At 59.8% G+C, this 20,330-nt stretch carries 22 protein-coding genes; 8 read left to right on the forward strand and 14 right to left on the reverse strand.

The window, feature by feature from the left end:
* Window positions 1–349: 349 nt before the first annotated feature.
* Window positions 350–1,276: a universal stress protein gene (locus AB4O45_RS25735; protein ID WP_460160807.1), complete on the reverse strand. Its 927-nt coding sequence runs from the start codon at window positions 1,274–1,276 to the stop codon at window positions 350–352.
* Window positions 1,277–1,531: 255 nt separating this feature from the next.
* Here AB4O45_RS25735 and AB4O45_RS25740 point away from each other — a divergent pair, with 255 nt between their 5' ends.
* The 4 genes from AB4O45_RS25740 (at window position 1,532) to AB4O45_RS25755 (ending at window position 5,177) form a co-directional block, all read left to right on the forward strand.
* Window positions 1,532–2,605 (forward strand): NAD(P)-dependent alcohol dehydrogenase, encoded by a 1,074-nt coding sequence (locus AB4O45_RS25740; RefSeq protein ID WP_252887848.1) that lies wholly within the window; start codon window positions 1,532–1,534, stop codon window positions 2,603–2,605.
* A gap of 35 nt (window positions 2,606–2,640) precedes the next feature.
* Window positions 2,641–2,865: a hypothetical protein gene (locus AB4O45_RS25745; RefSeq protein ID WP_252880043.1), complete on the forward strand. Its 225-nt coding sequence runs from the start codon at window positions 2,641–2,643 to the stop codon at window positions 2,863–2,865.
* A 46-nt stretch (window positions 2,866–2,911) separates the two neighbouring features.
* On the forward strand, window positions 2,912–4,153 hold the full coding sequence (locus AB4O45_RS25750) for an MgtC/SapB family protein (protein WP_460160808.1): 1,242 nt from the start codon (window positions 2,912–2,914) through the stop codon (window positions 4,151–4,153).
* Between the two features lie 100 nt (window positions 4,154–4,253).
* Window positions 4,254–5,177, forward strand: a complete 924-nt coding sequence (locus AB4O45_RS25755; protein ID WP_460160809.1) for a universal stress protein — start codon at window positions 4,254–4,256, stop codon at window positions 5,175–5,177.
* Between the two features lie 53 nt (window positions 5,178–5,230).
* Here the strand turns inward: AB4O45_RS25755 and AB4O45_RS25760 are convergent, their stop codons facing one another.
* Window positions 5,231–5,794, reverse strand: coding sequence for a GNAT family N-acetyltransferase (locus AB4O45_RS25760; protein ID WP_041478749.1), 564 nt, complete (start codon window positions 5,792–5,794; stop codon window positions 5,231–5,233).
* A 223-nt stretch (window positions 5,795–6,017) separates the two neighbouring features.
* Between AB4O45_RS25760 and AB4O45_RS25765 the strand changes: the two genes are divergently transcribed.
* Window positions 6,018–6,929, forward strand: coding sequence for a universal stress protein (locus AB4O45_RS25765; RefSeq protein WP_460160810.1), 912 nt, complete (start codon window positions 6,018–6,020; stop codon window positions 6,927–6,929).
* 41 nt (window positions 6,930–6,970) lie between these two features.
* Here the strand turns inward: AB4O45_RS25765 and AB4O45_RS25770 are convergent, their stop codons facing one another.
* From AB4O45_RS25770 to fnr, 3 genes are all read right to left on the reverse strand, one after another.
* Window positions 6,971–7,876 carry an amino acid ABC transporter substrate-binding protein gene (locus tag AB4O45_RS25770; protein ID WP_460160811.1) on the reverse strand — a complete coding sequence of 302 codons (906 nt, stop codon included), beginning with the start codon at window positions 7,874–7,876 and terminating at the stop codon, window positions 6,971–6,973.
* 49 nt (window positions 7,877–7,925) lie between these two features.
* Window positions 7,926–9,266 (reverse strand): putrescine-ornithine antiporter, encoded by a 1,341-nt coding sequence (potE, locus tag AB4O45_RS25775; RefSeq protein WP_460160812.1) that lies wholly within the window; start codon window positions 9,264–9,266, stop codon window positions 7,926–7,928.
* Window positions 9,267–9,468: 202 nt separating this feature from the next.
* The gene (gene fnr / locus AB4O45_RS25780) at window positions 9,469–10,209 is read right to left on the reverse strand and encodes a fumarate/nitrate reduction transcriptional regulator Fnr (RefSeq protein ID WP_130900925.1); all 741 of its coding nucleotides are present in this window, start codon (window positions 10,207–10,209) and stop codon (window positions 9,469–9,471) included.
* 233 nt (window positions 10,210–10,442) lie between these two features.
* On the opposite strand from fnr, the gene AB4O45_RS25785 reads away from it, so the two are divergent.
* Window positions 10,443–11,363, forward strand: coding sequence for a universal stress protein (locus tag AB4O45_RS25785; RefSeq protein WP_460160813.1), 921 nt, complete (start codon window positions 10,443–10,445; stop codon window positions 11,361–11,363).
* 44 nt (window positions 11,364–11,407) lie between these two features.
* On the opposite strand, the gene AB4O45_RS25790 is transcribed toward AB4O45_RS25785, so the two are convergent.
* Window positions 11,408–11,620, reverse strand: coding sequence for a hypothetical protein (locus AB4O45_RS25790; RefSeq protein ID WP_460160814.1), 213 nt, complete (start codon window positions 11,618–11,620; stop codon window positions 11,408–11,410).
* A 444-nt stretch (window positions 11,621–12,064) separates the two neighbouring features.
* Between AB4O45_RS25790 and AB4O45_RS25795 the strand changes: the two genes are divergently transcribed.
* The gene (locus AB4O45_RS25795; RefSeq protein ID WP_305382987.1) at window positions 12,065–12,952 is read left to right on the forward strand and encodes a universal stress protein; all 888 of its coding nucleotides are present in this window, start codon (window positions 12,065–12,067) and stop codon (window positions 12,950–12,952) included.
* A gap of 18 nt (window positions 12,953–12,970) precedes the next feature.
* Here the strand turns inward: AB4O45_RS25795 and AB4O45_RS25800 are convergent, their stop codons facing one another.
* From AB4O45_RS25800 to AB4O45_RS25835, 8 genes are read right to left on the reverse strand one after another with little or no spacing between them, the layout of a single operon-like run.
* Entirely contained in the window at window positions 12,971–13,174 is a 204-nt protein-coding gene (locus tag AB4O45_RS25800) for a hypothetical protein (protein ID WP_056785583.1), read from the reverse strand.
* 8 nt (window positions 13,175–13,182) lie between these two features.
* On the reverse strand, window positions 13,183–14,553 hold the full coding sequence (locus tag AB4O45_RS25805) for an ATP-binding protein (protein ID WP_460160815.1): 1,371 nt from the start codon (window positions 14,551–14,553) through the stop codon (window positions 13,183–13,185).
* Window positions 14,550–15,212, reverse strand: a complete 663-nt coding sequence (locus tag AB4O45_RS25810) for a response regulator (protein WP_016774538.1) — start codon at window positions 15,210–15,212, stop codon at window positions 14,550–14,552. The genes AB4O45_RS25805 and AB4O45_RS25810 overlap by 4 nt, the downstream gene beginning before the upstream one ends.
* Before the next feature lie 11 nt (window positions 15,213–15,223).
* Entirely contained in the window at window positions 15,224–15,868 is a 645-nt protein-coding gene (locus AB4O45_RS25815) for a tetratricopeptide repeat protein (protein WP_041478760.1), read from the reverse strand.
* Entirely contained in the window at window positions 15,865–16,674 is an 810-nt protein-coding gene (locus AB4O45_RS25820) for an SDR family oxidoreductase (protein ID WP_130929940.1), read from the reverse strand. Before AB4O45_RS25820 ends, AB4O45_RS25815 begins: the two co-directional genes overlap by 4 nt.
* Window positions 16,661–17,335, reverse strand: a complete 675-nt coding sequence (locus AB4O45_RS25825) for a TenA family transcriptional regulator (protein WP_041478762.1) — start codon at window positions 17,333–17,335, stop codon at window positions 16,661–16,663. The genes AB4O45_RS25820 and AB4O45_RS25825 overlap by 14 nt, the downstream gene beginning before the upstream one ends.
* Entirely contained in the window at window positions 17,335–18,813 is a 1,479-nt protein-coding gene (locus AB4O45_RS25830; RefSeq protein ID WP_460160816.1) for an AMP-binding protein, read from the reverse strand. Before AB4O45_RS25830 ends, AB4O45_RS25825 begins: the two co-directional genes overlap by 1 nt.
* Window positions 18,803–19,480, reverse strand: coding sequence for a thermostable hemolysin (locus AB4O45_RS25835; protein ID WP_460160817.1), 678 nt, complete (start codon window positions 19,478–19,480; stop codon window positions 18,803–18,805). Before AB4O45_RS25835 ends, AB4O45_RS25830 begins: the two co-directional genes overlap by 11 nt.
* 206 nt (window positions 19,481–19,686) lie before the next feature.
* Between AB4O45_RS25835 and AB4O45_RS25840 the strand changes: the two genes are divergently transcribed.
* Window positions 19,687–20,238: a cytochrome b gene (locus AB4O45_RS25840; protein WP_252869434.1), complete on the forward strand. Its 552-nt coding sequence runs from the start codon at window positions 19,687–19,689 to the stop codon at window positions 20,236–20,238.
* Window positions 20,239–20,330 lie beyond the last annotated feature (92 nt).

Below are 20,330 nucleotides of genomic sequence, written 5' to 3' on the forward strand. Positions count from 1 at the left end.
TTGCTTGAAATACGGGCTTCTGGCGGCCCGAATTCTTTCCGCAATTTGTTTTGAGCTCCTGGTTTCACTACCCTAAAACGAACAGAGAATTTGTGTGATGCGGAAAAATCATCACCATAAGGTTATGATTTATAAGGAAAAAATAATGGACTTAAAATCCCCCGCTCGTAAGGGCGTGCCGGTTCGATTCCGGCTTCGGGCACCATAAATATCAAGGGCTTGCATGACATATGTCATGCAAGCCCTTATTTTTTGTGCCGTGGAAATGTTTTCCACGCTCCTGACTGGCCATTCCGTCGCCGTCTGGTGCCTGGAGATCCACTCCTTTCTTCAGCGTCGACTGCATCCATCAGCGAGTAAGCGTTTCCGGCGCTACCACCCATACGCTACAGGGCATTTTGTACAACAGATGCTCGACCGTGCTGCCAACCAGTCTGCCTATTCCTCGATGAGTGACGCGGCCCATTACGATCACATCGATGTCGTAAGCATCGGCATAGCTGGAAAGCACCTTGGCGGGATCGCCCACAATCATGTGCTGGTTTTCTGCCGGAATGTTGTTGCGTGCAGCCAGCGCATGGAAAGCTTCGCCTTGGGCGTCGAACAGTTTCTTGGCTGCGCTGGAAGAAAAGATCGCGGACGCGTTATTGAAGCCGAATTCGGCAGCGCTGATCGATGACAGGTCATGAGCATAAATTACGTCCAGGCTGCCATTGCAGATACCGGCCAGTCTTGCTGCTTCGCGCAGGATCCGGTCGTTGAGGCCCTGGTATTGGCCATCACGATGGAAGGGGTCGACCGCCGCGACGATTCGGCGTGGCAGTGCGTTTTGAGCGTGGCTGACAAAATGCAGCGGCACCGGGCATTCGCGCAACAGGTGGATATCCAGCGGCGTGAACATCAGCCGCGACAGAAATGATTCGTGCTCCAGAGCCTTTACAAGCGCGGCCATCGGCTGTTCCTTCAAATGGATGAGGATCTCCTTCAAAGGATTGTCCACCCAGACGACCTCGGTGGTGACGGTCACTCCGATCTTGCGCAGCGGCCGGGCCTGGTCTTCGAGCCATTGATGATGGCGTTCGACATAGCCCAGACGCATCTGCTCCAGGGCTTGCTCGTTGACCATTCCTGCGGTCGCCAGGCCCTCCAGATAATCAAACGCGACAATATGCAGTGCGGCATCCGACGCTTTGGCCAGTGCGGCGGCGCGGTCGAATGCGGGACTGTTTTTCATCAGCGGCGACACGACCAGCATGAAACGCGATTGCTCAGACATGACAGAACTCCCGAGGTAGTCACCCAAGCATTGCGCTGCATGCCTGGAGTGAGTAGTGGCGCATGCGCTTATCCTGGAGCGAGCCAGCAGGGCGGGGTTGATATTTATCAACCAGACATCAGCGCGTGGTCGTGAGCGGATGTACGGTCGAGCAAGACCACTGATCCTCGGATAGTTGACCATTATCAACTACGACCCTGTCGCCGCGGCTCAAGCTCTGCTCTGCGCTCACCTGTCGGCGGAGGGAAAGTCATCATGGCCACCATGAAAGCCGCAATATTCGTTGAAAAAAACCGCATCGTGCTCGATGACAAGCCGATTCCCGAGGTCGGGCCGCTGGATGCGTTGATCCGCGTGACCACCACCACCATTTGCGGCACCGACGTACATATCCTGCGCGGCGAATATCCAGTGGCCAAAGGGCTGACCATCGGGCACGAACCGGTCGGCATCATTGAGCGATTGGGCTCGCAAGTACGCGGTTTTATCGAAGGGCAGCGAGTGATCGCCGGTGCCATCACCCCAAGCGGGCACAGTTACGCGTGTCTGTGTGGTTGCGGCTCGCAGGACGGCCCGGACACCCGGCACGGCTTCAAGGCCATTGGCGGCTGGAAGTTTGGCAACACGATCGACGGTTGCCAGGCCGAGTACGTATTGGTGCCGGATGCACAGGCCAACCTGTGCCCGATCCCCGATGAGTTGAGCGATGAGCAGGTCCTGATGTGCCCGGACATCATGTCCACCGGGTTCTCGGGGGCGGAGCGGGGCGAGATCGCCATCGGCGACGCTGTCGCGGTATTTGCGTTGGGCCCCATCGGCCTCTGCGCCGTGGCCGGAGCGCGCCTGAAGGGCGCCACCACGATTATCGGTGTCGACGCGGTTCCCGAACGCATGGCCATGGCGCGCCAACTGGGCGCGACCCATACCGTCAATTTCAAGGACGGCAATGTGGTGGAACAGATCATGGCGTTGACCGATGGCCGTGGCGTGGATGTGTCCATCGAAGCGCTGGGCACCCAAGGCACGTTCGAGTCGGCATTGCGGGTGCTGCGCCCGGGCGGGCGTTTGTCCAGCCTCGGGGTGTATTCCAGCGATCTGCACATCCCGCTCGGGGCGTTTGCCGCCGGATTGGGCGATTACAGCATCGTTTCCACCCTGTGCCCGGGCGGCAAGGAACGCATGCGTCGACTGATGGCCGTGGTGCAGAGCGGCGCCGTCGATCTGTCACCGCTGGTGACTCACCGTTTCAGACTGGACGACATCGAGCAGGCGTATGAGTTGTTCGCTCATCAACGCGACGGAGTCATGAAAGTCGCAATCACTCCTTGAAAGCACCTTGGCGTGCCGCTGAAACCGGGGTTTGCATGAACATCAAGATCACTGAAAAACACGCTCCCCATGGCTGGGTCGTGCACATGGATGACTGGGATGTGGGCTTCAGGAGCCTTAAGGCTGCGCAGGAATTTGTCGAGGTGCTTGAGGCCCGTATCAACGCCCCTCACGAGTGGCCGAATGCGTTTGCCCAGCCGTTGCCAGCGCGGCCGGCAACGGCGCGCCGAATGGCCGTGAGCGTTGAATGCTCGCCGTAAGCCGAATGCAGAGCAGGGTCGCAGACCCTGCGGGACGCTACCCATCATGAATGAGGTTTTTGATCTGTCCGGCGCCGCTGCGGCGTTGGGGATCGGCATGCTCATCGGTCTTGAGCGTGAACGGCACAAGGGCACCGGCGATGCGCGACACTGCGCCGGCTTGCGCACGTTCGCCATTACCGCGCTGTTGGGGTATGTCGCGCTACAGGTCGGCGGTGGCCTGCTGCTGGGGATCGTCGCCGGCTGTGTCACGTTGCTGACCAGCGTTGCGTACTGGCGTAGTCAAAGCGACGACCCTGGGCTGACCAGCGAGGTGGCGTTGATCGCGGTGCTGATCCTGGGCGCGTTGTGCGCAACCGCGCCGGCGCTGGCAATTGCCCTTGGCGTGGTGATTGCGGGCCTTTTGGCCTATCGCCAGACGCTGCATCACTTTGCCAACAGCCAGTTGTCCGACGCGGAAATGCGTGATGGCCTGATCTTGCTGATCGCAGCGCTGGTAATACTGCCATTGGCACCGGACCGATATATCGGCCCGTACGCCGCGATCAATCTGCGCACCATTTGTACCGTGACGGTGTTGCTGATGCTGGTCGGCGCGTTCGGCCACATTGCCGTGCGGGCTTTGGGCTCGCGCTATGGCTACGTCATCAGCGCGATTGCATCCGGCTTCGCCTCCAGTACCGTGACGATCGCGACCATGGGCCAACGCCTTGCCCATGAGCCGGGCAATATCCGCATCCTCAGCGCGGCTGCGATTTTCTCCAATCTGGCAACGGTGATACAGGTCGGACTGATCCTCATGATGGTTGATCCGAATCTGCTGAACAGTATATGGACGCCACTGCTTTGCGGCTTGATCGCCACGTTGTTGTACGGCGCCTGCCTGATGTTCCCAGACCCCACGCGAGGGAGCCGCAGCAAACCGGTCGACACGGCAGGGGCGTTCAATCTGAAACTCGCGGTCATCGTGACACTGACTCTTACCGGCATCACATTCGTCTCCTCGGCCATGCTCAGCCACTTTGGTCAGGCGGGTCTGTGGCTTACCGCAATGCTTTCGGGCTTTGCCGATGCGCACTCTGCCACAGCGTCCATCGCCAGCCTGGCCAAGGCGGGCCAGGTGCCTTATGACTCGATAGTCGTGCCAGCGCTGATTGCCGTCAGCAGTAACTCGGTGAGCAAATGCGTGGTGGCGTGGGTCAGCGGCGGCAGGCGTTTCGCTGCCTGCGTGATCCCGGGCCAGGTATTGCTGACCTTGGCCATGTGGGCGGGCACTGTGCTGTTTTGAGCGCAATCGGTGCTCTTGCTGACAAAGATCAAGCTGCCAATGGACACAGCATTCACCCTGAAGACTGTTTGTTCTGGCTGGCCGCATGCCGAGGTATCCCATGTCACAGACTCCGCGTTTACTGTTGATCACTCCTTCAGCCATGGAGCACACGCCAGCGTTCGAGCGCGCGGCTGCGCTGGCCCAGGCCATGCAGTTGCCGCTGCACATCGTGGCCTTCGATTACTTGCAGGCGCTGGCAGTGGCAGGGCTGTTTGCCCCCGAGCAGATCCGCCTCGCCCGCGATGGTTATCTGCGCACTCACCGGCAGTGGCTCACAGAGCAGGCGTCGTTGCTGGCAAGGCATCAGATCATGGTCACCAGCGAGGTGATGTGGGTTCAGGATCCCTTCGCCGAGATCCTGCAGTTCATCAACGAGATGCCGTTGCTATTGATCATCAAGGATGTGCAGCACGAGTCCGTGCTGGAGCGTATTTTCTACACCCCGCTGGACTGGCAACTGTTACGCGATTGCCCGGTGCCGGTGCATCTGGTGAGCGACGACACCCATCCGCGCCCACGCCGTGTGCTGGCCATCGTCGATGTCTTGCGCAGCGAAGAGCAGCACTGCCTGTTCAACGATCAGATCATCGATGCCGCCGCCCAACTGGCCGCGCAGTGCGATGCCAGTCTTGATGTGGTGCATGTTTACGACTGGACGGCGGTTTACGCCACGGACATGGGGTTCGGCGCATTGCCGTTGGCCACTGGGATTCATGAAGCGCTGGGCACTGCGCAGCATGAGGCATTTACGGCCCTGGCCGAGCGTCACGGTGTCCCAGCCTCATGCCGGCACTTCATCGAGGGCGCGCCGGTGCGCAGTATCTGCGAGTTCGCCATCAACAAGCAGATCGACGTCATTGTCATGGGCACAGTGCAGCACCACGGCTTGAGCAAGTTGTTAGGCAGCACCGCCGAACAGCTGCTGCATCGGGCACCTTGCAGTGTGCTGGCGATCAAGCCGCAACCCACACTGCAATCCTGAAACACGAACGCCCCGAGGTGAATCGTTGGCCGACTCACCTCGGGGCGATTCATTTACAGGTCAAGACGATGAATGACCTGGCGTGCGTCGTCCGGATCATTGTGGGTCTCGAAGCCCAGGCTTTTGGCCAGATCGCGCATCGCCGCGTTACTGGCGGCATCGACCGAGTACATCTGGCGGAATCCGTTGTGGCGGGCTGCCTTGATCAAGTGTTCCATCAGCAACGTGCCCAAGCCCAAGTGCTGCCATTCATCGGCGACCGTCACCGCGCACTCGCATTGATGTCCGCCTGTGCCGGCATAGCGGCTGATGCCGATTTCGATCAACTTGCCGTTCTCGTGAACCAGTGCAATGAAGGCGGTGCGCTGTTTGTTATCGGTGTCCATCAACTGGTCGAGCAGAGCGGTGCCGGGTTCGCCGATCTGGGCGAGAAAACGCATGTGCCTGGATTCGGGGGACAGGCGCTTGATGAAGTCGTATTCGCGCAGGCGATCCTTCTCCGTGAGCGGCCGGATCAATACATGGCGACCGTCCTTGAGCGCCTCAATCCAGTATTGACCGGAAACCGCCGCGTAAGCGGCCACGGCCTGATCGTTGTGGTCTTTGACGGTGAGCATGGTCATTCTCCATCCGGTTCGAAAGGCTGGCGGGCGTTGAAAAAGCGTCCGCTTGCCTCCCTTCTACGCGGTTGCCCACGGCGACATCTGATCTACATCAGACAGCTGCCATGCGCCTCGCTCATTGACCCGGGCTTGATGTAAATCAACGCCCGGCCAGGGCGAGCGGGCGCAGTCTTGAAGCCTGCCGGCCCACCGCGCCGGTGCCGAGCGGAGGTGTGTGATGGGCCAATATGAACGTCTGTTGCTGGTCGCTGACCAGACGCTGCATCAATCGGCGGCGATGCTGCGTGCCATCGCGCTGGCCAAGGCGAGCGGGGCGGCGCTGGATGTGCGGGCCTTCGTCGAGCCGGTGCCGATCACCCATCTGTGGGAGGAAAAAATCGATGACGTGGATGCTCAGCGCTATCAGCGGCGCTACCGTCGCTGGGTGGCCGATGAGCTCGAGCAGCTCAGCAACCAGGGGCTGGACGGCACCGTTGATGTGGTCTTCTCCAGCCATCCGCTGCTGGACATCCTCAAGACCGTCCATGTGCTCAAGCCCGACCTGTTGATCAAGGATGTGCGACTGGAACCGGCGCTCAAGCGCGTGTTCATCACGCCGCTCGATTGTCACCTGCTGCGTGAGTGTCCGATCCCCGTGCATCTGGTCAATCAGATTCGCTATGCGTTGCCGCATCGTGTCGTCGCGGCCGTTGACCCGTTTGATCCAGATACCCAAATCAATGGCTTGAACGACGTCATCATACGATCGGCGAACACTTTGGCGTTGCAATGCGACGTGCCATTGCACCTGCTATGCGCCTACGATTTGTCCGCCGCCTTCAACGGCGATGCGCCAATGGTCAACGGTGGCTGGAACGAAGATCTGGCGAACGAACTGCGTCAGACACTGCATCAGGCTTTTGTCGCGCTAGCCGATCGTCACGGAGTGCCACCTGAGCGTCGACACTTCGTCATGGGCCATCCAGTGCAGGTCATTAGTGAGTTTGTCGAGCAGTACCTGGCCGACGTGGTGGTGATGGGCACGGTTCATCGAGTGGGCATCGAACGCGTGATCGGCAGCACCACCGAGCGCGCATTGTATTCGCTGCCGGGGAGCATTCTGGCGGTGAGGAAAGAGCCTGTGCGGTGAGCATGATCGCAGCGTAGCGAGCCAGCCTGTTCGCTGGCTCGCTAGGGGATTGCATAGATCTTGAACAGCTTCCTGGCCGCATCGCCGGCGCCGCCCAGATGTTTGTCGAATGCCTGTTCAATTTCGCCGGATCGGTACATTTCACTCAGCGCCGTGTCGACCAGCAGACGAAAGTCCTCATCCTCTCGATCCACTGCCATCGCCGTCGGTGCGGACTCGAAAATCCGCTCCACCAGCACCAGGTTGCCCGATGGATAATTTCTGGTCAGCAGATGCTTGAGCAGCATGCGTTCAGCGAAAAACGCATCGGCTTTGCCATTGGTAACCAGATTCAGACCGGCTTCTGCGTTCTCTACGGTGACCAGCGTGGCTACCACACCCAGCAATCGCATCTGCTGTTGTATCCACGTCTCGGTGACACCACCAGCGATGGCGGCATACGTCTGATTGGCCAGACCACGGTTCACCGTGGCTCGCCACGTTGGCCCGGTATGGGCCACTTTGCCGTTCAGCACATTGAGCAAGGTTTCGGAAGCATCCTGGCGCACCACCGCCGAGAGACCGGCGGTGTAAATCGGCACCGAGTAGCTGACGACCCTGCGCCGCGCCAGCGTGGGTGGGGTCGGCGTACAAAGAATGTCGATCTTGCCGGAACTGACGGCGCTCATCTCGTCGTTGAGCGAGACCGGTTGGTACTGGATTTTCAACGTCGGCAGATTCAGATCGATCCTGACCTTCTCGGCTATTTTCAGGCAGAGATCGATGGCATAGCCGCTGGCTTTATCGGCGGCCTGATCACTGAAAGGCATGAAGTCAGGCACGTAGCCAAGGGTGATCGCTTGACTGGCACGGATGCGCTCCAGCGTATTGCCATGGGTCACTACCGGTAGCAGCGCAAGGACGCAGACGAGCAGCAGGTGGTGGGCTCTGATCAGTTTCACGTTCATGCGCGCGGTTCCTCGAATTCAGATATCTGTGCTGTACCGAAGACTTCGATCAAGGGGTATCAGGCCGGGGGCCGACAGGCGCAGGGGCAGCGACAAAACGTTTGGCGAGGAAACCGTAAAGCAGGTAGCCGAACACCAGGACCAGGATGCCGCCGAATACCGCGTCTTTGCCGCAGGCATACAGCGCATACAACGAATAGGCCACGGCAACCACTAACAGCAGGGTATTGCGCGTGTATACGGCTGCGCTGACTCTGGCTTTGTACATCATCACCAGCAGCCCGGTGGCTGCCGTCACGTAGGGAATCAGGTTGGTCACCGCGGCGAGGCTGACAAGTTTTCCAAACTGCGCGCTCGCGTTCGGCGAAATGGTCGACAGCGCCATCAAGGTCTGCAATACGCCGCAGACCAGCATCCCGACGATGGGGGCGTTGCGTGCGCTGACCTTGCTGAACAGTTTTGGAAACATGCCCTGATCAGCGGTCACTTTGGCCGTTTGCGCCAAGGTGAACTGCCAGCCCAGCAGCGAGCCGACACAGGCCATCACCGCGAGCGCCATGATGATGTTGCCGACCAGGGGATTGAACATGTGCGCATAAACGAGCGCGAAAGGCGCAGATGAGTTGGCCAGTTCGGCGTTGGGAATAATGCCCTGAATGACCGTCGTCGATAGCACATAGACCACCGCTGCCCCCAGTGTCCCGAACAGACAGGCCAGCGGTACGGTGCGCTTGGGGTTTTCCACCGCATCTGAGGCCTGGGCTGCCGACTCCATGCCGAGAAACGCCCAGAGCGTCAGGGGAATCGCTTTGCTGATGGCCTCGGATATCGGCAGTTGATTCGGGTTCCAGGCGGCGATGATCAGATCGGGTTTGAACCAGAACCAACCGATGATGCTCAAGCCCGCTACAGGAATGATCACCCCCCACACCGTAACCGCACCAATCCTGCCGGTGATGCCTGGGCCGCCGAAATTCGCCACGGTGGTCAGCCAGAGCAGGCCGACCGTTCCAACGAATAAAGGAATGGCGCCGCTTCCCAGCCAAGGCATGAACGACGTCATGTAGCCCACTGCCGAAATGGCCACCGCCACGTTGGCGATGGCCAGCGACAGGAAGTACAGGTAAGAGCACAGAAAAAAGCCTGACTTTGCATGCGCCTCTTCGGTGTAGGCGGATAGCCCGCCTGAGCGCAGGCAGAAGATGCCGCATTGGGAAAAGCAGTACGCGATAGCCATCGAGCCGACAGCGGTGACGATCCATGACAGCAATGAAACAGCGCCGAGTTGGGCCATGCTCGTCGGCAACATGATGATGCCTGAGCCCATCATGTTCACCGTCACCAGTGTGGTGAGCCCCATGAGGCTCATTTTCTTGCTTGAGTCGGCCATCGGAGTTCCCTCGATTTGCGCAACGCGTCACCGCTCAGCCGACGCACGAGGTTTTGCCGGCATCGGCAGTACGCAGCTTTTCAAGCGACGTTCAACGGTTAGAAAGACAGGTGATTTCAAGTGCATCGAAACAGCGCGCCCATCGCTTCGATATGGCTTGCCCGAGGGATGGCGAAGGCATGGCAGGAACTCATGGACGGGCTCAATGCTGCTGGCGGTTGCAGCCCGACACCATCTGCTTGAGGCCGTCCATGTTGCGGATTTTTACGTCGCGTGCGGTGATTTCCACCAAACCCTGATCGCGCAAGTGGGCAATGCCGCGGCAAATGGTTTCCAGACGCAGCCCAAGGTAGGAGCCGATTTCTTCGCGGCGCATTTTCAGCACGAACTCTTTCGAGGAATAGCCACGGGAGCTGAGGCGTTGTGAGAGGTTGAGCAGGAAAGCCGCCAGGCGCTCATCGGAGTTCATGTTGCCCATGAGCATCAACATGCTGTGATCGCGCACGATTTCCCGGCTCAGCAACTTGTTGAGGTTGTGCTGCAGCGATGGCAGGCTTTGCGCGAGTTTTTCCAGCTGTGCGAAGTGAATCGGACAGACTTCGCTGTCTTCCAGTGCATACGCAGTACACGCGTGTTGATCGATGCTGATGGCGTCCAGCCCGAGCATTTCGCCGGGAATATGAAAACCGGTCACTTGCTCGCGGCCATCGACGGAGACCACGCTGGTCTTGAACGAGCCTATTCGCACGGCGTACAGCGAGCGTAGCGGGTCCCCCGTCCTGTAGAGAGCAGCGCCTTTCTTCACCTTGTATCGCTGCACGATCAGCGTGTCGAGCCGCTCGACCTCCGGGCCCGTCAAACCGAGCGGCAGGCACAACTCAACCACGCTGCAGTTGGAACAGGCAGTTTTGAGAATCGGCGGGGGCGAGTGGGCTTCAAGCATGGATAAGCAGCCTCCAGTGAGTGTGATAAGCATAGAAGTCTTCGCAGCGCACGTGCCTTTCGTTTGGCGTGCCAGCGTGATTACGGACGAACGGCGGGGAGGGGAATCACAAAGGCAACGGCCTCTGCGCCGCTCTTGTGTCGCAGGCTTGATGGGGAGACTTGATGCATATCAAGCGTGGCGGTTGGCAGAGTTGCAGAATCGTCCAATGGCGCTGACTGGAAATACACGTGATGTTCAGGCTCAAACGCATTCTGTTGATCGCACCTGCCGAAATGACCCGCACCCCGGCGTTTGATCGCGCCCAGGCACTTGCTCGCGCCAGTGGCGCGTTGTTGCACATCGTGGCGTTCGATCATGTCCAGTCCCTGGCGTTGGCCGGTTTGTTCGACCACGACGCCATGGCGCAAGCGCGTGAAGGCTATTTGCAGATGCATCGCCAGTGGCTGGAGCAGCAGGCCCGGTTTCAACGTGGCGCCGGCGTGCAAGTCAGCACCGAAGTGGTCTGGGCCAGGGCCACGCCGGCGCATGTACTTGAGTACATCAATGACTTTCATGTCGATCTGGTGATCAAGGATGCTCACCATGTTTCGGCGCTCAATCAAACGTTTCACCAGCCGTTGGACTGGCTATTGGTACGAGATTGTCCCGCCTGCGTGCATCTGGTCATCGAGGCCGCACATCCGAAACCCTTGAAGATACTGGCGGCCATTGACCTGTCGCATCTTGAGGATCTGACCCAAGGGCTCAACGACCGGATACTCGGCGTTGCATCGACATTGGCAGCGAAATGCGATGCCTCGCTGCACTTGTTGAATGTGAGCAACTGGTCGGTGGTGGGTGATGCGGCGATGAGTGTGCCGAACTTGAGTCTGGATCACAGTTTGCGCGATGCGATCAACGACACTCAGCAGGAAGCCTTCGATACGCTGGCCGAGCGCTATGGTCTCGATGAACAGCACAGCCACATGTTTGCAGGTGTCCCGTACCGGGTGATCGAAGACTTCGCCCGGCAGAACGCGTTCGACCTGCTGGTGCTCGGCATCTGTCACCATCAGGCGCTGGACGGCTTCATCGGCGGCACGGCCGAATGCCTGGTGAACCGGGCTCCTTGCAGCTTGTTGATGGTCAAGGCAATCCCTGCCACAGCCTGACCGGTCATCGCAGCAGTTGATGGTAATCGGTTGAGGGTAATCAATCAGTGACTGCGCCCGCCATGTGCGTATTGCCCTTGTTGCCAGGCGTGCCGATATTTCTCATCGGCGCGTTTCCTCGCTTCGCTGAACTTGTGCATGGTGTCTGGAGAAAACGGCTCTTCAAGGACGGCATAGGCCTGTTCGCTGAGCCGATCGGCTTCGTGAAACAGTGCGCCACTGTCATCGATTGCGTCGCGGACATTGGCGGTTGTCATGGCTGGATCATTGATGACCATATCGTGAACCTCGCAAAGCAAGAATGAGGGTGGGTTGCGGACCTGTCACCCTGTGGCCGCATCTGTAACTTTCACGTGTTCGAGCAGCTTGTGACTGTCCCTGATCCGAAACGCGGGCGCCGCCGAATCATGACCCTATTTCGATCCAGTTTGTCGTCGCAGCGATTGATCCAGATCAATGCCGCTCGCCAGTTTCATCGCCGCTTTGTCGGTTTCCCAGGCGCTTGCGCAAGGGTGGTGGACAAGCCTCCATATTCAGGTTTCTCAGTGGGGGGGACGAGCACCATGCGCCTTGCATATGACATTTATCAAGGACGTCGCCGAGCTATGGCGCAACCTCGATTGACGTTGTTGTCTGATTCTTTCCGCCCGGGTCAGCTGCGAGTGACATGAGCGCAGATGTCCATCTCTCTGGAGACAAACATGAGCCAATATCAACACTTGTTGCTGATCATCAACCCGGCCCTGCGCCATTCTCCGGCGATAAGCCAGGCCGCCGCCCTGGCTAAAGCCAGCGGCGCGTCGCTGCATATCGCAGCCTTGATCAAATGGTGGGATTTCCTGTCGCTGCTGGAGGAAGGGGATCGGGCAAGGGCCCGTGCGGCCTATTTACAGGACCATCACGAGTGGCTGGCAAGCCAGGCTGCCAGCCTGCGAGCCGAAGGTTTGCGGGTGACGACGGAGGTTGGCTGGTCCGAAGACATGAAACGAGAGATCCTCGATCACGTCACCGTGAACCAGCCCGATTTGCTGATCAAGGAAGTGCAGCACGAATCCTTACTCAAACGCGCTTTGTTTACCCCATTGGATTGGCAGCTGCTGCGTGATTGTCCGGTGCCGGTCTACTTGTTGGGCGCTGCTGGCCCGGGTCTGCCGCGCAAGGTCGTAGCGGCAGTGGATGTAGCTGCAAGCGAAGATGATGGGGGCGCTCTCAATGACCGGATCGTCGAACAGGCGACATCCTTCGCCACTCAGTTCGGTGCAGAGTTGCACCTGTTATATGCCTATGACGTCTCGCAAAATTATCTGGATGAAGTGGTGAACAACTGGACTGTTTCGGAATTGATGAATGCCCGGCGCAAGGAACTGCAAGCGCATTACAGCGCTTTGGCGAGGAAATTCGGTGTGACGGACGAGCACAGGCATAGCAGGGAGGGGCATCCCGTGGCGGTGATCAGTGAGTTTGCCGAAGAGCACGATGTGGATGTGATTGTGATGGGCAGGGTTCAACGTCACGGGCTGGAAAAACTGCTGGGAAGTACCACCGAACATATTCTGTACCAGGTTCCCTGCAGCGTACTGGCGGTCTAGCGAAAACGCTGGTGCACCTTACAAAGTCAGCGTTCCGGCCCACAACATCCGGCCAGCGTAAATCGCGGCGGCCCAGATGATGATCAACACACCCGTTTCCGGACCGCTGAGCGGCTGACCCTGACGTGTTTTCAGCGTGCCCAGGTAAATCAACGAGCCAAGCGCGTAGAGCAGAGCGCTGAGCAGCAGGTATTTGGGGCCGGCGGCATACAGCTGAATCAATCGGATGATTATTCCCCTGCCGGAATCGATAACGTCGCCCTCAAACCTCCCTCTGCGCGGTTAGTCAGTTCAATCCGTCCGTTCAGTCGCATCGCGATGGTGTTGACAATGGTCAACCCCAACCCGGCTCCATGCGCCGTGCCACGGCTGTAGAAACGCTCGAACAATCGCTCTCTGTCCGATTCATCGATTCCCGGCCCTTGATCGTCGACCGTCAAATGACAGAAGCCATCGGACTCGCTCAGGTGCACGGTGATCGCACCGTGTTCGGGGGAGAAATTCGCCGCGTTGGTGATCAGGTTATTCAGCGCAATGTCGATGGCGGCGGGGTCGGCGAGGACATGAAACGGTTGGTCGCTGACCTCGAAGATCAATTCAAGGTGTTTGCTCAGCAACCATGGTGTCAATTGCACCAGGCTGTTGCGTACGGTTTCGCTGAGATCAATGCGTTGCAGTGGCGGCGGGTTAGGTTTGGGTTCAAGACGCGCCATGGTCAGCAGCTGATTGACCAGTCGGCTCGTGCGGTCGACTCCGGAGATCAGAAACTCAAGTGACTCACGGCGCTCCTCTTCGGTACCGGCCTCCTGCAGATTTTGTGCATGCACCCGCAGCACCGCCAGCGGCGTGCGCATTTCGTGCGCGGCATCGGCGATAAAGCGACGCTCCCGGCCGAGCACTTCCTGAATCTGCGCGAGCATGCGATTTAGCGCTGCCTGCATTGGCTCCAGCTCACTGGGCAGGGGCGTCAGTTGCAGCGGCTCAAGTGAACCACTGTGACGGGCGCGCAGAGTCGCCGCCATGTCTGCCAGCGGCTTGAGCCCCCAGCCAATGGCCAGCCAGACCATGGCGGCGAGGATCAGGCTGCCGAGCATGTTCGGCCACAGCGTGTGGCGTACGATGCGGTCGACCAGGTCGGTGCGCACATCGTCGCGCTCGCCGACCCAGATGCGCAGGCCGTTCTGCTTGTCTTCCAGCATGAACGCTCGCCATTGCCGACCTTTCAGATCGACGACGTCGCTGAAGCCCGTTCTCGTCGGCGGCGCAGTGAAGGAGGGCGCACTGGCAGTATGTACCAGCACCTCGCCTTGCGGGTTCCACACCTGGAAGGCGATTTTGCTTTCGTAAGGATGTCCGTCAACCCGGGGCTTGGCTTCCCCGAGAGCCTGATTGAAGGCCTGATACAACTGCGCGTGCTCGGTACTCGCCATCGGCATACGCATCACGCCCTGCAGCAGGCGTGCGTTCTGCGCCAATTGCGCGTCGTACACCTCGGCGATTTCGTGGTTGCTGTCATGCACATTGAAGGTGCTGAGTATCGCCAGACCGGCCAGTAACAGGCCGATGATCAGGGTCAGCGTGCGCCGGCGGATCGAGGTCATCGACGCTCCTCCACCAGATAACCCACGCCGCGGATGGTACGGATCAGGTCGGTGGAGAACTTCTTGCGCAGGTGATGAATGTGCACTTCCAGGGTGTTGCTTTCCGCTTCTTCGTTCCAGCCGTAGAGCAACTGGATCAATTGATCGCGAGTCATCACCCGCCCCGGCGGCGACAGCAGTTCGTGCAGCAACTGATATTCCTTGGGGGTGAGCGCGACCGGCTGGCCTTGATAACTGACCTGCTGGGTGCCGGGGTTGAGGCTGATGCCGGCGTGTTCGATCAGCGCCTGGGCGCGCCCGGCACTGCGGCGCAATAAGGCGCGCAGGCGGGCTTTGAGTTCGGCGAGGTCGAACGGCTTGACCAGGTAATCGTCAGCACCGGCGTCGAGTCCGGCAATGCGGTCTTCGGTGGCATCGCGAGCGGTGAGAATCAACACCGGCAGGTTCGAACCGCTGTCGCGCAGGCGGCGCAACACTTCGAGGCCATCCATGCGTGGCAGGCCGAGGTCCAGCACGGCGACGTCAAACGTTTCGCTGAGCAGCGCGTGCAAGGCGCTGCTGCCGTCCTTGAGCCAGTCGACGGTGTATCCCTCACGGCCCAGCGCCTGATAGATGCCTTCACCCAGCGCCACGTCATCCTCGATCAGTAATAAACGCACGCGCACTCCTTTCAGTCGAGTTTCTTGTTCACGTCCACCAGCAAGGCGTCGATCTCTTTACGACGCCCGGCATCGGCACTTTCGCGGCCCGCACGGGGTGCGGCTTGTCTGGCCTTGATCAGCGCTGCCTTGGCTTCAGCGTAGCGCTTCTGACGGTAGAGATGGTCGCCCCAGAAGTACAGACTGTCGATGCCATCGGGGTTGAGCTGCAGGGCTTGTTTGAGCAATTGCTCGGCCTTGTCGCTGTCGCCGAAGCCGATCGGCCAGCCCGGTACCCGATCGTACAATGCAGCGAGGCTGGTGTATGCCGAGCCTTGCAGGGCTTTAGGGTCAAGCGTCAGGGATTTTTCCAGGTCCGCTTTGGCGTCCTTGGCTTTGCCCAGGGCACCGAGCCCGCCCTCGGCACCGGCCCAACTGCTGGTGACGATGCCTTTCCAGATCCAGGCTTCGGCCACATTCGGACGTTGCGTGGTGAACGCGTTGGCTTCGCTGGCCAATTGCTCGAACGCCGCGGCGCGCTGCTTTTCCGCGACCTCGTATTGAATGTGCGCCCAGTTCTGCTGGATGCCGGTGAGACGTTGCTGATCAGCCGGCTCAAGCGCCCAGACACTTTGACTGAGGGCGGCAAACAGCAGGCATGTGGAGAGTTTTTTCATGGCTTTGAAGCCTCGTTGTCAGGTTTTTCACTGAGACGGCGGATCAGTGGCAATTGCTTGCGCAGACCGCGATCCACCAGATGCGGAAGTAAGCTGTTCAAACGGACGAAAAATCGCTCCGGCCAGCCTAGGTAGAGATCACGACGGTCGCCGGCAATCGCATGCATCACTGCCGACGCCACGGTCTGCGGATCGTCAACGCTGGCCTTGAGGGCATCGTTCAAGGCTTGCGCAGCGGCGCTGTTCATCGAGGTGCGGGTGGCCCGGGGCGCGACATACAACACGCTGACCCGCGTGTCGGCCAGCTCGCGGCGCAACGCCTCGGAGAACCCGCGCAGGGCGAATTTGCTCGCGCAATAACTGGCGTAACCGGGGTAGCCGATCGAGCCATAGGTCGAGCCGACGTTGACCACCATCGCGCTGTCAGCCTGCTTGAGCTGCGGCAACAGCATTTTGGTCAGGCAGATTGGCGCGCTGATGTTCACCGCCAGCATCGCGTTGATGTCACTGTCATCGAGCTGTTCGAGCATGGCGAAGTGATTGACCCCGGCGGCGTTGATCAGCAGGTTGATGCCGCTGATGGCGTCGGCGGCGGCCAACACTTTGCGCCGATCGCTGATGAAGGTCAGATCGGCGGCGACCCAGCACAGGTTCTGCGGATACCGCTCAAGCAGCGGCAACAGCGCCTCCTGATGCCGCGCCACGGCCAATACCCTGGCACCGGCGGCGCACAAGGCACTGGCGATGGCCAGGCCGATGCCGCCACTGGCACCTGTCAGCACCACGCGGGCTTCATGCAGCTGCATGTTGAGCCTCAGCGTCGCGCGGCAGATCACGGAACATGTCGGTGTAGAGGCGATAGACGACTTTCGAGGCATGAATGACCGCCGCTTGATCGTCAGGGTCTTCCAGCTGATTCATCAACCGCCGATAGGTCTGCATGTGCTCGATATCGAGCGCGCCGTGGGAGCTCAGATAGCTGAATGCCGTTTCCGGCAGCGCCAGGCGATCGCGAATGCTCCCCGCCGCGTGGGTCGCCAGGGCAATGCTGGTGCCTTCGAGCACGTTCACCATGCCGAACAGACCCACCGGATTGCCCCGGGCGATCAGGTCGTAGAGAAAACTGACCATCAGCTCGATTGACAATGACGGCTGGCCATCGCGCACGGCGTCGCGATCACCACCACAGGCGGCAATGTCGTTGAGCACCCATTGTTCGTGGCCGTATTCATCCTCAATGTACTCGCACACCGCTTTGCGCAGCCATTCCAGGCGCGTCGGCAGGCGTGCACCGCAAGCCATCATCAGCGGCACGGTGTGGCGCACGTGGTAGTAAGCCTGGGCAAGAAAAGCCCGATAGCTGTCGAGGCTGACCTTGCCTTGCAACGCATCGACGATGATCGGCAGGTTGAACAGCTCGTGGCGTTCGCGTTGTGTGGCTTCTTGCAGGGTGTCGAAAAAACTCATTATGCGGATTCCTCGGAAGTGGCGGATTCGGTCAATTGCGTGTGGTACTGCGCGATGATGGCGTCACGGCGCGGCCGGCCATTGGCGGTGAGCAGGCCGTTGGCGGCGGTGAAGGGCTGCGCCAGGCGCGTCCACTGATGCACCTGGGCGTAATCGGGCAACGCCTCGTTCGCTTCGGCGACGGCAGCGGCCAGCTCGGCATCGGTGCAGTTCGGACGATGCGGCCAGAGCAGGGCGTGGTTGTGCGGCATCGCCTCGCCATAGACGAACGCTTGAGCGATGTGGCGGCGCTGGGTCAGTTCCGACTCGACCCATTCCGGGTTGACGTTTCGCCCGTAGCTGGTGACGAATTGGTGTTTTTTGCGGCCCTTGAGATAGAGAAAACCTTCCGGATCGAACTCGCCCAGGTCGCCACTCGGCCACCATTGATCGGTATACGCCGGCTCCCCCAGATAACCGAGCAACACCGAACCCTTGATCAGCACTTCCCCGTCCTCGGCCAACCGCACCTCTATATGAGGCAGAGGGCGCCCGACGCTGCCCGGACGGCGCGCGCCGGGGCGATTGAGGCATACGACCGAGGCGCACTCGGACAAGCCGTATCCCTCGTAAACCGCTAACCCGACCCGTTGCGCGCGGTGCAGCAGATCCGCTGACACCCGCGCGCCACCGACCGCGGCGAAGAGCAAGGTTTGCGGATCGAAAGCCTTCTGTTCAGCGGCGCTGACCAGAACTTGCAGCAGCTGTGGCACGAGTATCAGACTCTCCGGCGCACGCTTGCCCAGATAACCGAGCAGGCGCGCAACATCGATGCCGCTGGCACCTTGAATGCCGAGGGTTGTCTGGCTTGGCAGGCTCAACACCGCACCGGCGTATAGCGCGGCATAACAGCCCAGGTTCTCCAGCAGGATCGCCAAAGGCAACAGCGCCAGATGGTGCTCCGGTCCAGCGGTTGCGCTTGCCTGATCAAGCTCCCGGGCAACTCGCAGGAAGCTGTCGGCGCTCAGGCACACCCCTTTCGGCGTGCCGGTGGTCCCGGAGGTAAACGTGAGTTTCGCGGTGCCCGCCGGCATGCGACTCGGGCCATTGAACGAGCGACACCAGAATTCACCTCGTAATTCATAGCCCGCCGCCAGCAGCTCGGCTTGCAGTTCCGGCTCGGCGATCACCCGTTCGGCCTGGCTCTGCTCCAGACAATGGGCGCGCTGCGCGGCACTGAAAAACGGTGGCAGCGTTACGCAGGTCAAGCCTTCGAACAACACAGCCAGATCCCAAAGCATCGCGTCGACGCCGTTGTCCAGCGCCAGCGCAATCACCTGCACCTGCTCATCGCGCAGGCGCTCCTGGCGATACAACACCTCGGCATACAGCGTGGCGTAATCTATTCTCAGCGTGTCGCCCCACAGGGCTGAGGCGTTGTCATTGCGTCGGGCATGGTCGCGCAGGGTTTCCTGGAAGCGCTGCAATTCAAGCGACATGGCAGGCTCCTTCAACGGAAGTCGGCAAACCCAGGCGAGTGAACAGGCCAATATTGCGCAGATGAACAAATCCCGCGCGAATGTTGCCGACGTGCACCCAGGGTTTGCTTTCGTAATAACTGCCCCAGTGTTGACGCTCGTCACCCAGTCGCTGTGGATCAGCGGCGCACAATGTCACGGGCTTCAAACCGAGGCGATGGAAGCTGTTGACCAGTCCGATGTTGCCGGTGAAGGTCACCCATTCCAGGCCGCCCATGGCCAGCAGATAGGTGATGGCGATGATGCTCAGGCGCGCACTGCCGGTATCGCTGGCGGCGAGGTTGCCGACTTCGACAATGACCTTGCGATCCACTGCACGACCGGCGGCGGCGCTGATCAACGGCTCGATCGGTTCATCCAGATAGCGCTCGAGAAACAGTGCCTCCAGATGCGCTCGACGGACCCCGGCCACTGCGCACAACTGGCCATCGCTGTTGTGCATGCCGAACAGCTCGGGCATGAAATGGCGGATTTCGGCACCGTGAGCCGTGCGAAAACGCTGCTGGATAAAGGCTTCGAAGGGCGCGCGCAGCTCGTCCTCCGGCAACGCTTTTCTCAGCGTCATCGGCAACGATTCGGCCTGGCCGAAGTGCAAGGGCAGCGGGATGTTCCAGTCGAATTCGGGCATGGGCAGAACGCCTCCCTCAATGGGTTTGAGCGCAGTATCCAAGCCATTTCTTAACGAAGTCTGAAGATGAAAAACCGTTAACCGCAGCGCCGATCTTCAGACTCCCTTAAGGCTGGGCAAGCATGGTTAGCCTTGATTCAGGGCAACCGGATCGATAATTTCGAGCGAGATGATCGTCGCTCCACAACAATCACGAGGCGTTTCCTATGATTCGCGACACCGCTGTAACCCGTTATGGAAAACTCTCAATCATCCTGCATTGGCTGATGCTGGCGTTGTTCGTCGGTGTGTATGCGTGCGTCGAAATCAAAGGCTATATGCCCAAAGGCAGCGAAGCACGCGGCCTGCTGATGGGTATGCATGGGCTGTTTGGCGCAAGCATCTTCGCGTTGGTGTGGATTCGTCTGATCGGCCGATTGACCCCGCGTCCACCGATCACCCCCAAACCGCCGGCGTGGCAGACCGCAGTTGCGCACCTGACGCACCTGGCGCTGTATGGATTGATGATTGTCACGCCTGTCCTGGCCTGGCTCATGCTCGCGGCGGGCGATAAACCGTTTCCGTACTTCGGTTTCCATGTGCCGGCGCCGGTGGCTATTGATCCGGACCTGGCCAAACAACTCAAGTACTGGCACGAATGGATTGGCAGTGCCGGCTACTGGCTGATCGGCCTGCACGCGTTGGCGGGGCTGTTCCACCATTACTGGGTGAAGGACAACACGTTGCAGAGGATGCTGATTGAGCGTACCCGCTCTTGAGGCAAGCATCTGGCGCTGTTCGCTGAAGGTAATGCTCGCCGTAACTGAAGCGCATGGCTGCGGTGGAGCTGAAAATCCGGAACTGCCAGCCC

Source organism: Pseudomonas sp. S2_B10 (assembly GCF_054668425.1).

Bases quoted from the DNA above. Each gene is read 5' to 3' on its own strand.
- AB4O45_RS25735 (WP_460160807.1), bottom strand. From the start codon at position 1,276: ATGTCTGAGCAATCGCGTTTCATGCTGGTCGTGTCGCCGCTGATGAAA.
- AB4O45_RS25740 (WP_252887848.1), top strand. From the start codon at position 1,532: ATGGCCACCATGAAAGCCGCAATATTCGTTGAAAAAAACCGCATCGTG.
- AB4O45_RS25745 (WP_252880043.1), top strand. From the start codon at position 2,641: ATGAACATCAAGATCACTGAAAAACACGCTCCCCATGGCTGGGTCGTG.
- AB4O45_RS25750 (WP_460160808.1), top strand. From the start codon at position 2,912: ATGAATGAGGTTTTTGATCTGTCCGGCGCCGCTGCGGCGTTGGGGATC.
- AB4O45_RS25755 (WP_460160809.1), top strand. From the start codon at position 4,254: ATGTCACAGACTCCGCGTTTACTGTTGATCACTCCTTCAGCCATGGAG.
- AB4O45_RS25760 (WP_041478749.1), bottom strand. From the start codon at position 5,794: ATGCTCACCGTCAAAGACCACAACGATCAGGCCGTGGCCGCTTACGCG.
- AB4O45_RS25765 (WP_460160810.1), top strand. From the start codon at position 6,018: ATGGGCCAATATGAACGTCTGTTGCTGGTCGCTGACCAGACGCTGCAT.
- AB4O45_RS25770 (WP_460160811.1), bottom strand. From the start codon at position 7,876: ATGAACGTGAAACTGATCAGAGCCCACCACCTGCTGCTCGTCTGCGTC.
- potE (WP_460160812.1), bottom strand. From the start codon at position 9,266: ATGGCCGACTCAAGCAAGAAAATGAGCCTCATGGGGCTCACCACACTG.
- fnr (WP_130900925.1), bottom strand. From the start codon at position 10,209: ATGCTTGAAGCCCACTCGCCCCCGCCGATTCTCAAAACTGCCTGTTCC.
- AB4O45_RS25785 (WP_460160813.1), top strand. From the start codon at position 10,443: ATGTTCAGGCTCAAACGCATTCTGTTGATCGCACCTGCCGAAATGACC.
- AB4O45_RS25790 (WP_460160814.1), bottom strand. From the start codon at position 11,620: ATGACAACCGCCAATGTCCGCGACGCAATCGATGACAGTGGCGCACTG.
- AB4O45_RS25795 (WP_305382987.1), top strand. From the start codon at position 12,065: ATGAGCCAATATCAACACTTGTTGCTGATCATCAACCCGGCCCTGCGC.
- AB4O45_RS25805 (WP_460160815.1), bottom strand. From the start codon at position 14,553: ATGACCTCGATCCGCCGGCGCACGCTGACCCTGATCATCGGCCTGTTA.
- AB4O45_RS25815 (WP_041478760.1), bottom strand. From the start codon at position 15,868: ATGAAAAAACTCTCCACATGCCTGCTGTTTGCCGCCCTCAGTCAAAGT.
- AB4O45_RS25820 (WP_130929940.1), bottom strand. From the start codon at position 16,674: ATGCAGCTGCATGAAGCCCGCGTGGTGCTGACAGGTGCCAGTGGCGGC.
- AB4O45_RS25825 (WP_041478762.1), bottom strand. From the start codon at position 17,335: ATGAGTTTTTTCGACACCCTGCAAGAAGCCACACAACGCGAACGCCAC.
- AB4O45_RS25830 (WP_460160816.1), bottom strand. From the start codon at position 18,813: ATGTCGCTTGAATTGCAGCGCTTCCAGGAAACCCTGCGCGACCATGCC.
- AB4O45_RS25835 (WP_460160817.1), bottom strand. From the start codon at position 19,480: ATGCCCGAATTCGACTGGAACATCCCGCTGCCCTTGCACTTCGGCCAG.
- AB4O45_RS25840 (WP_252869434.1), top strand. From the start codon at position 19,687: ATGATTCGCGACACCGCTGTAACCCGTTATGGAAAACTCTCAATCATC.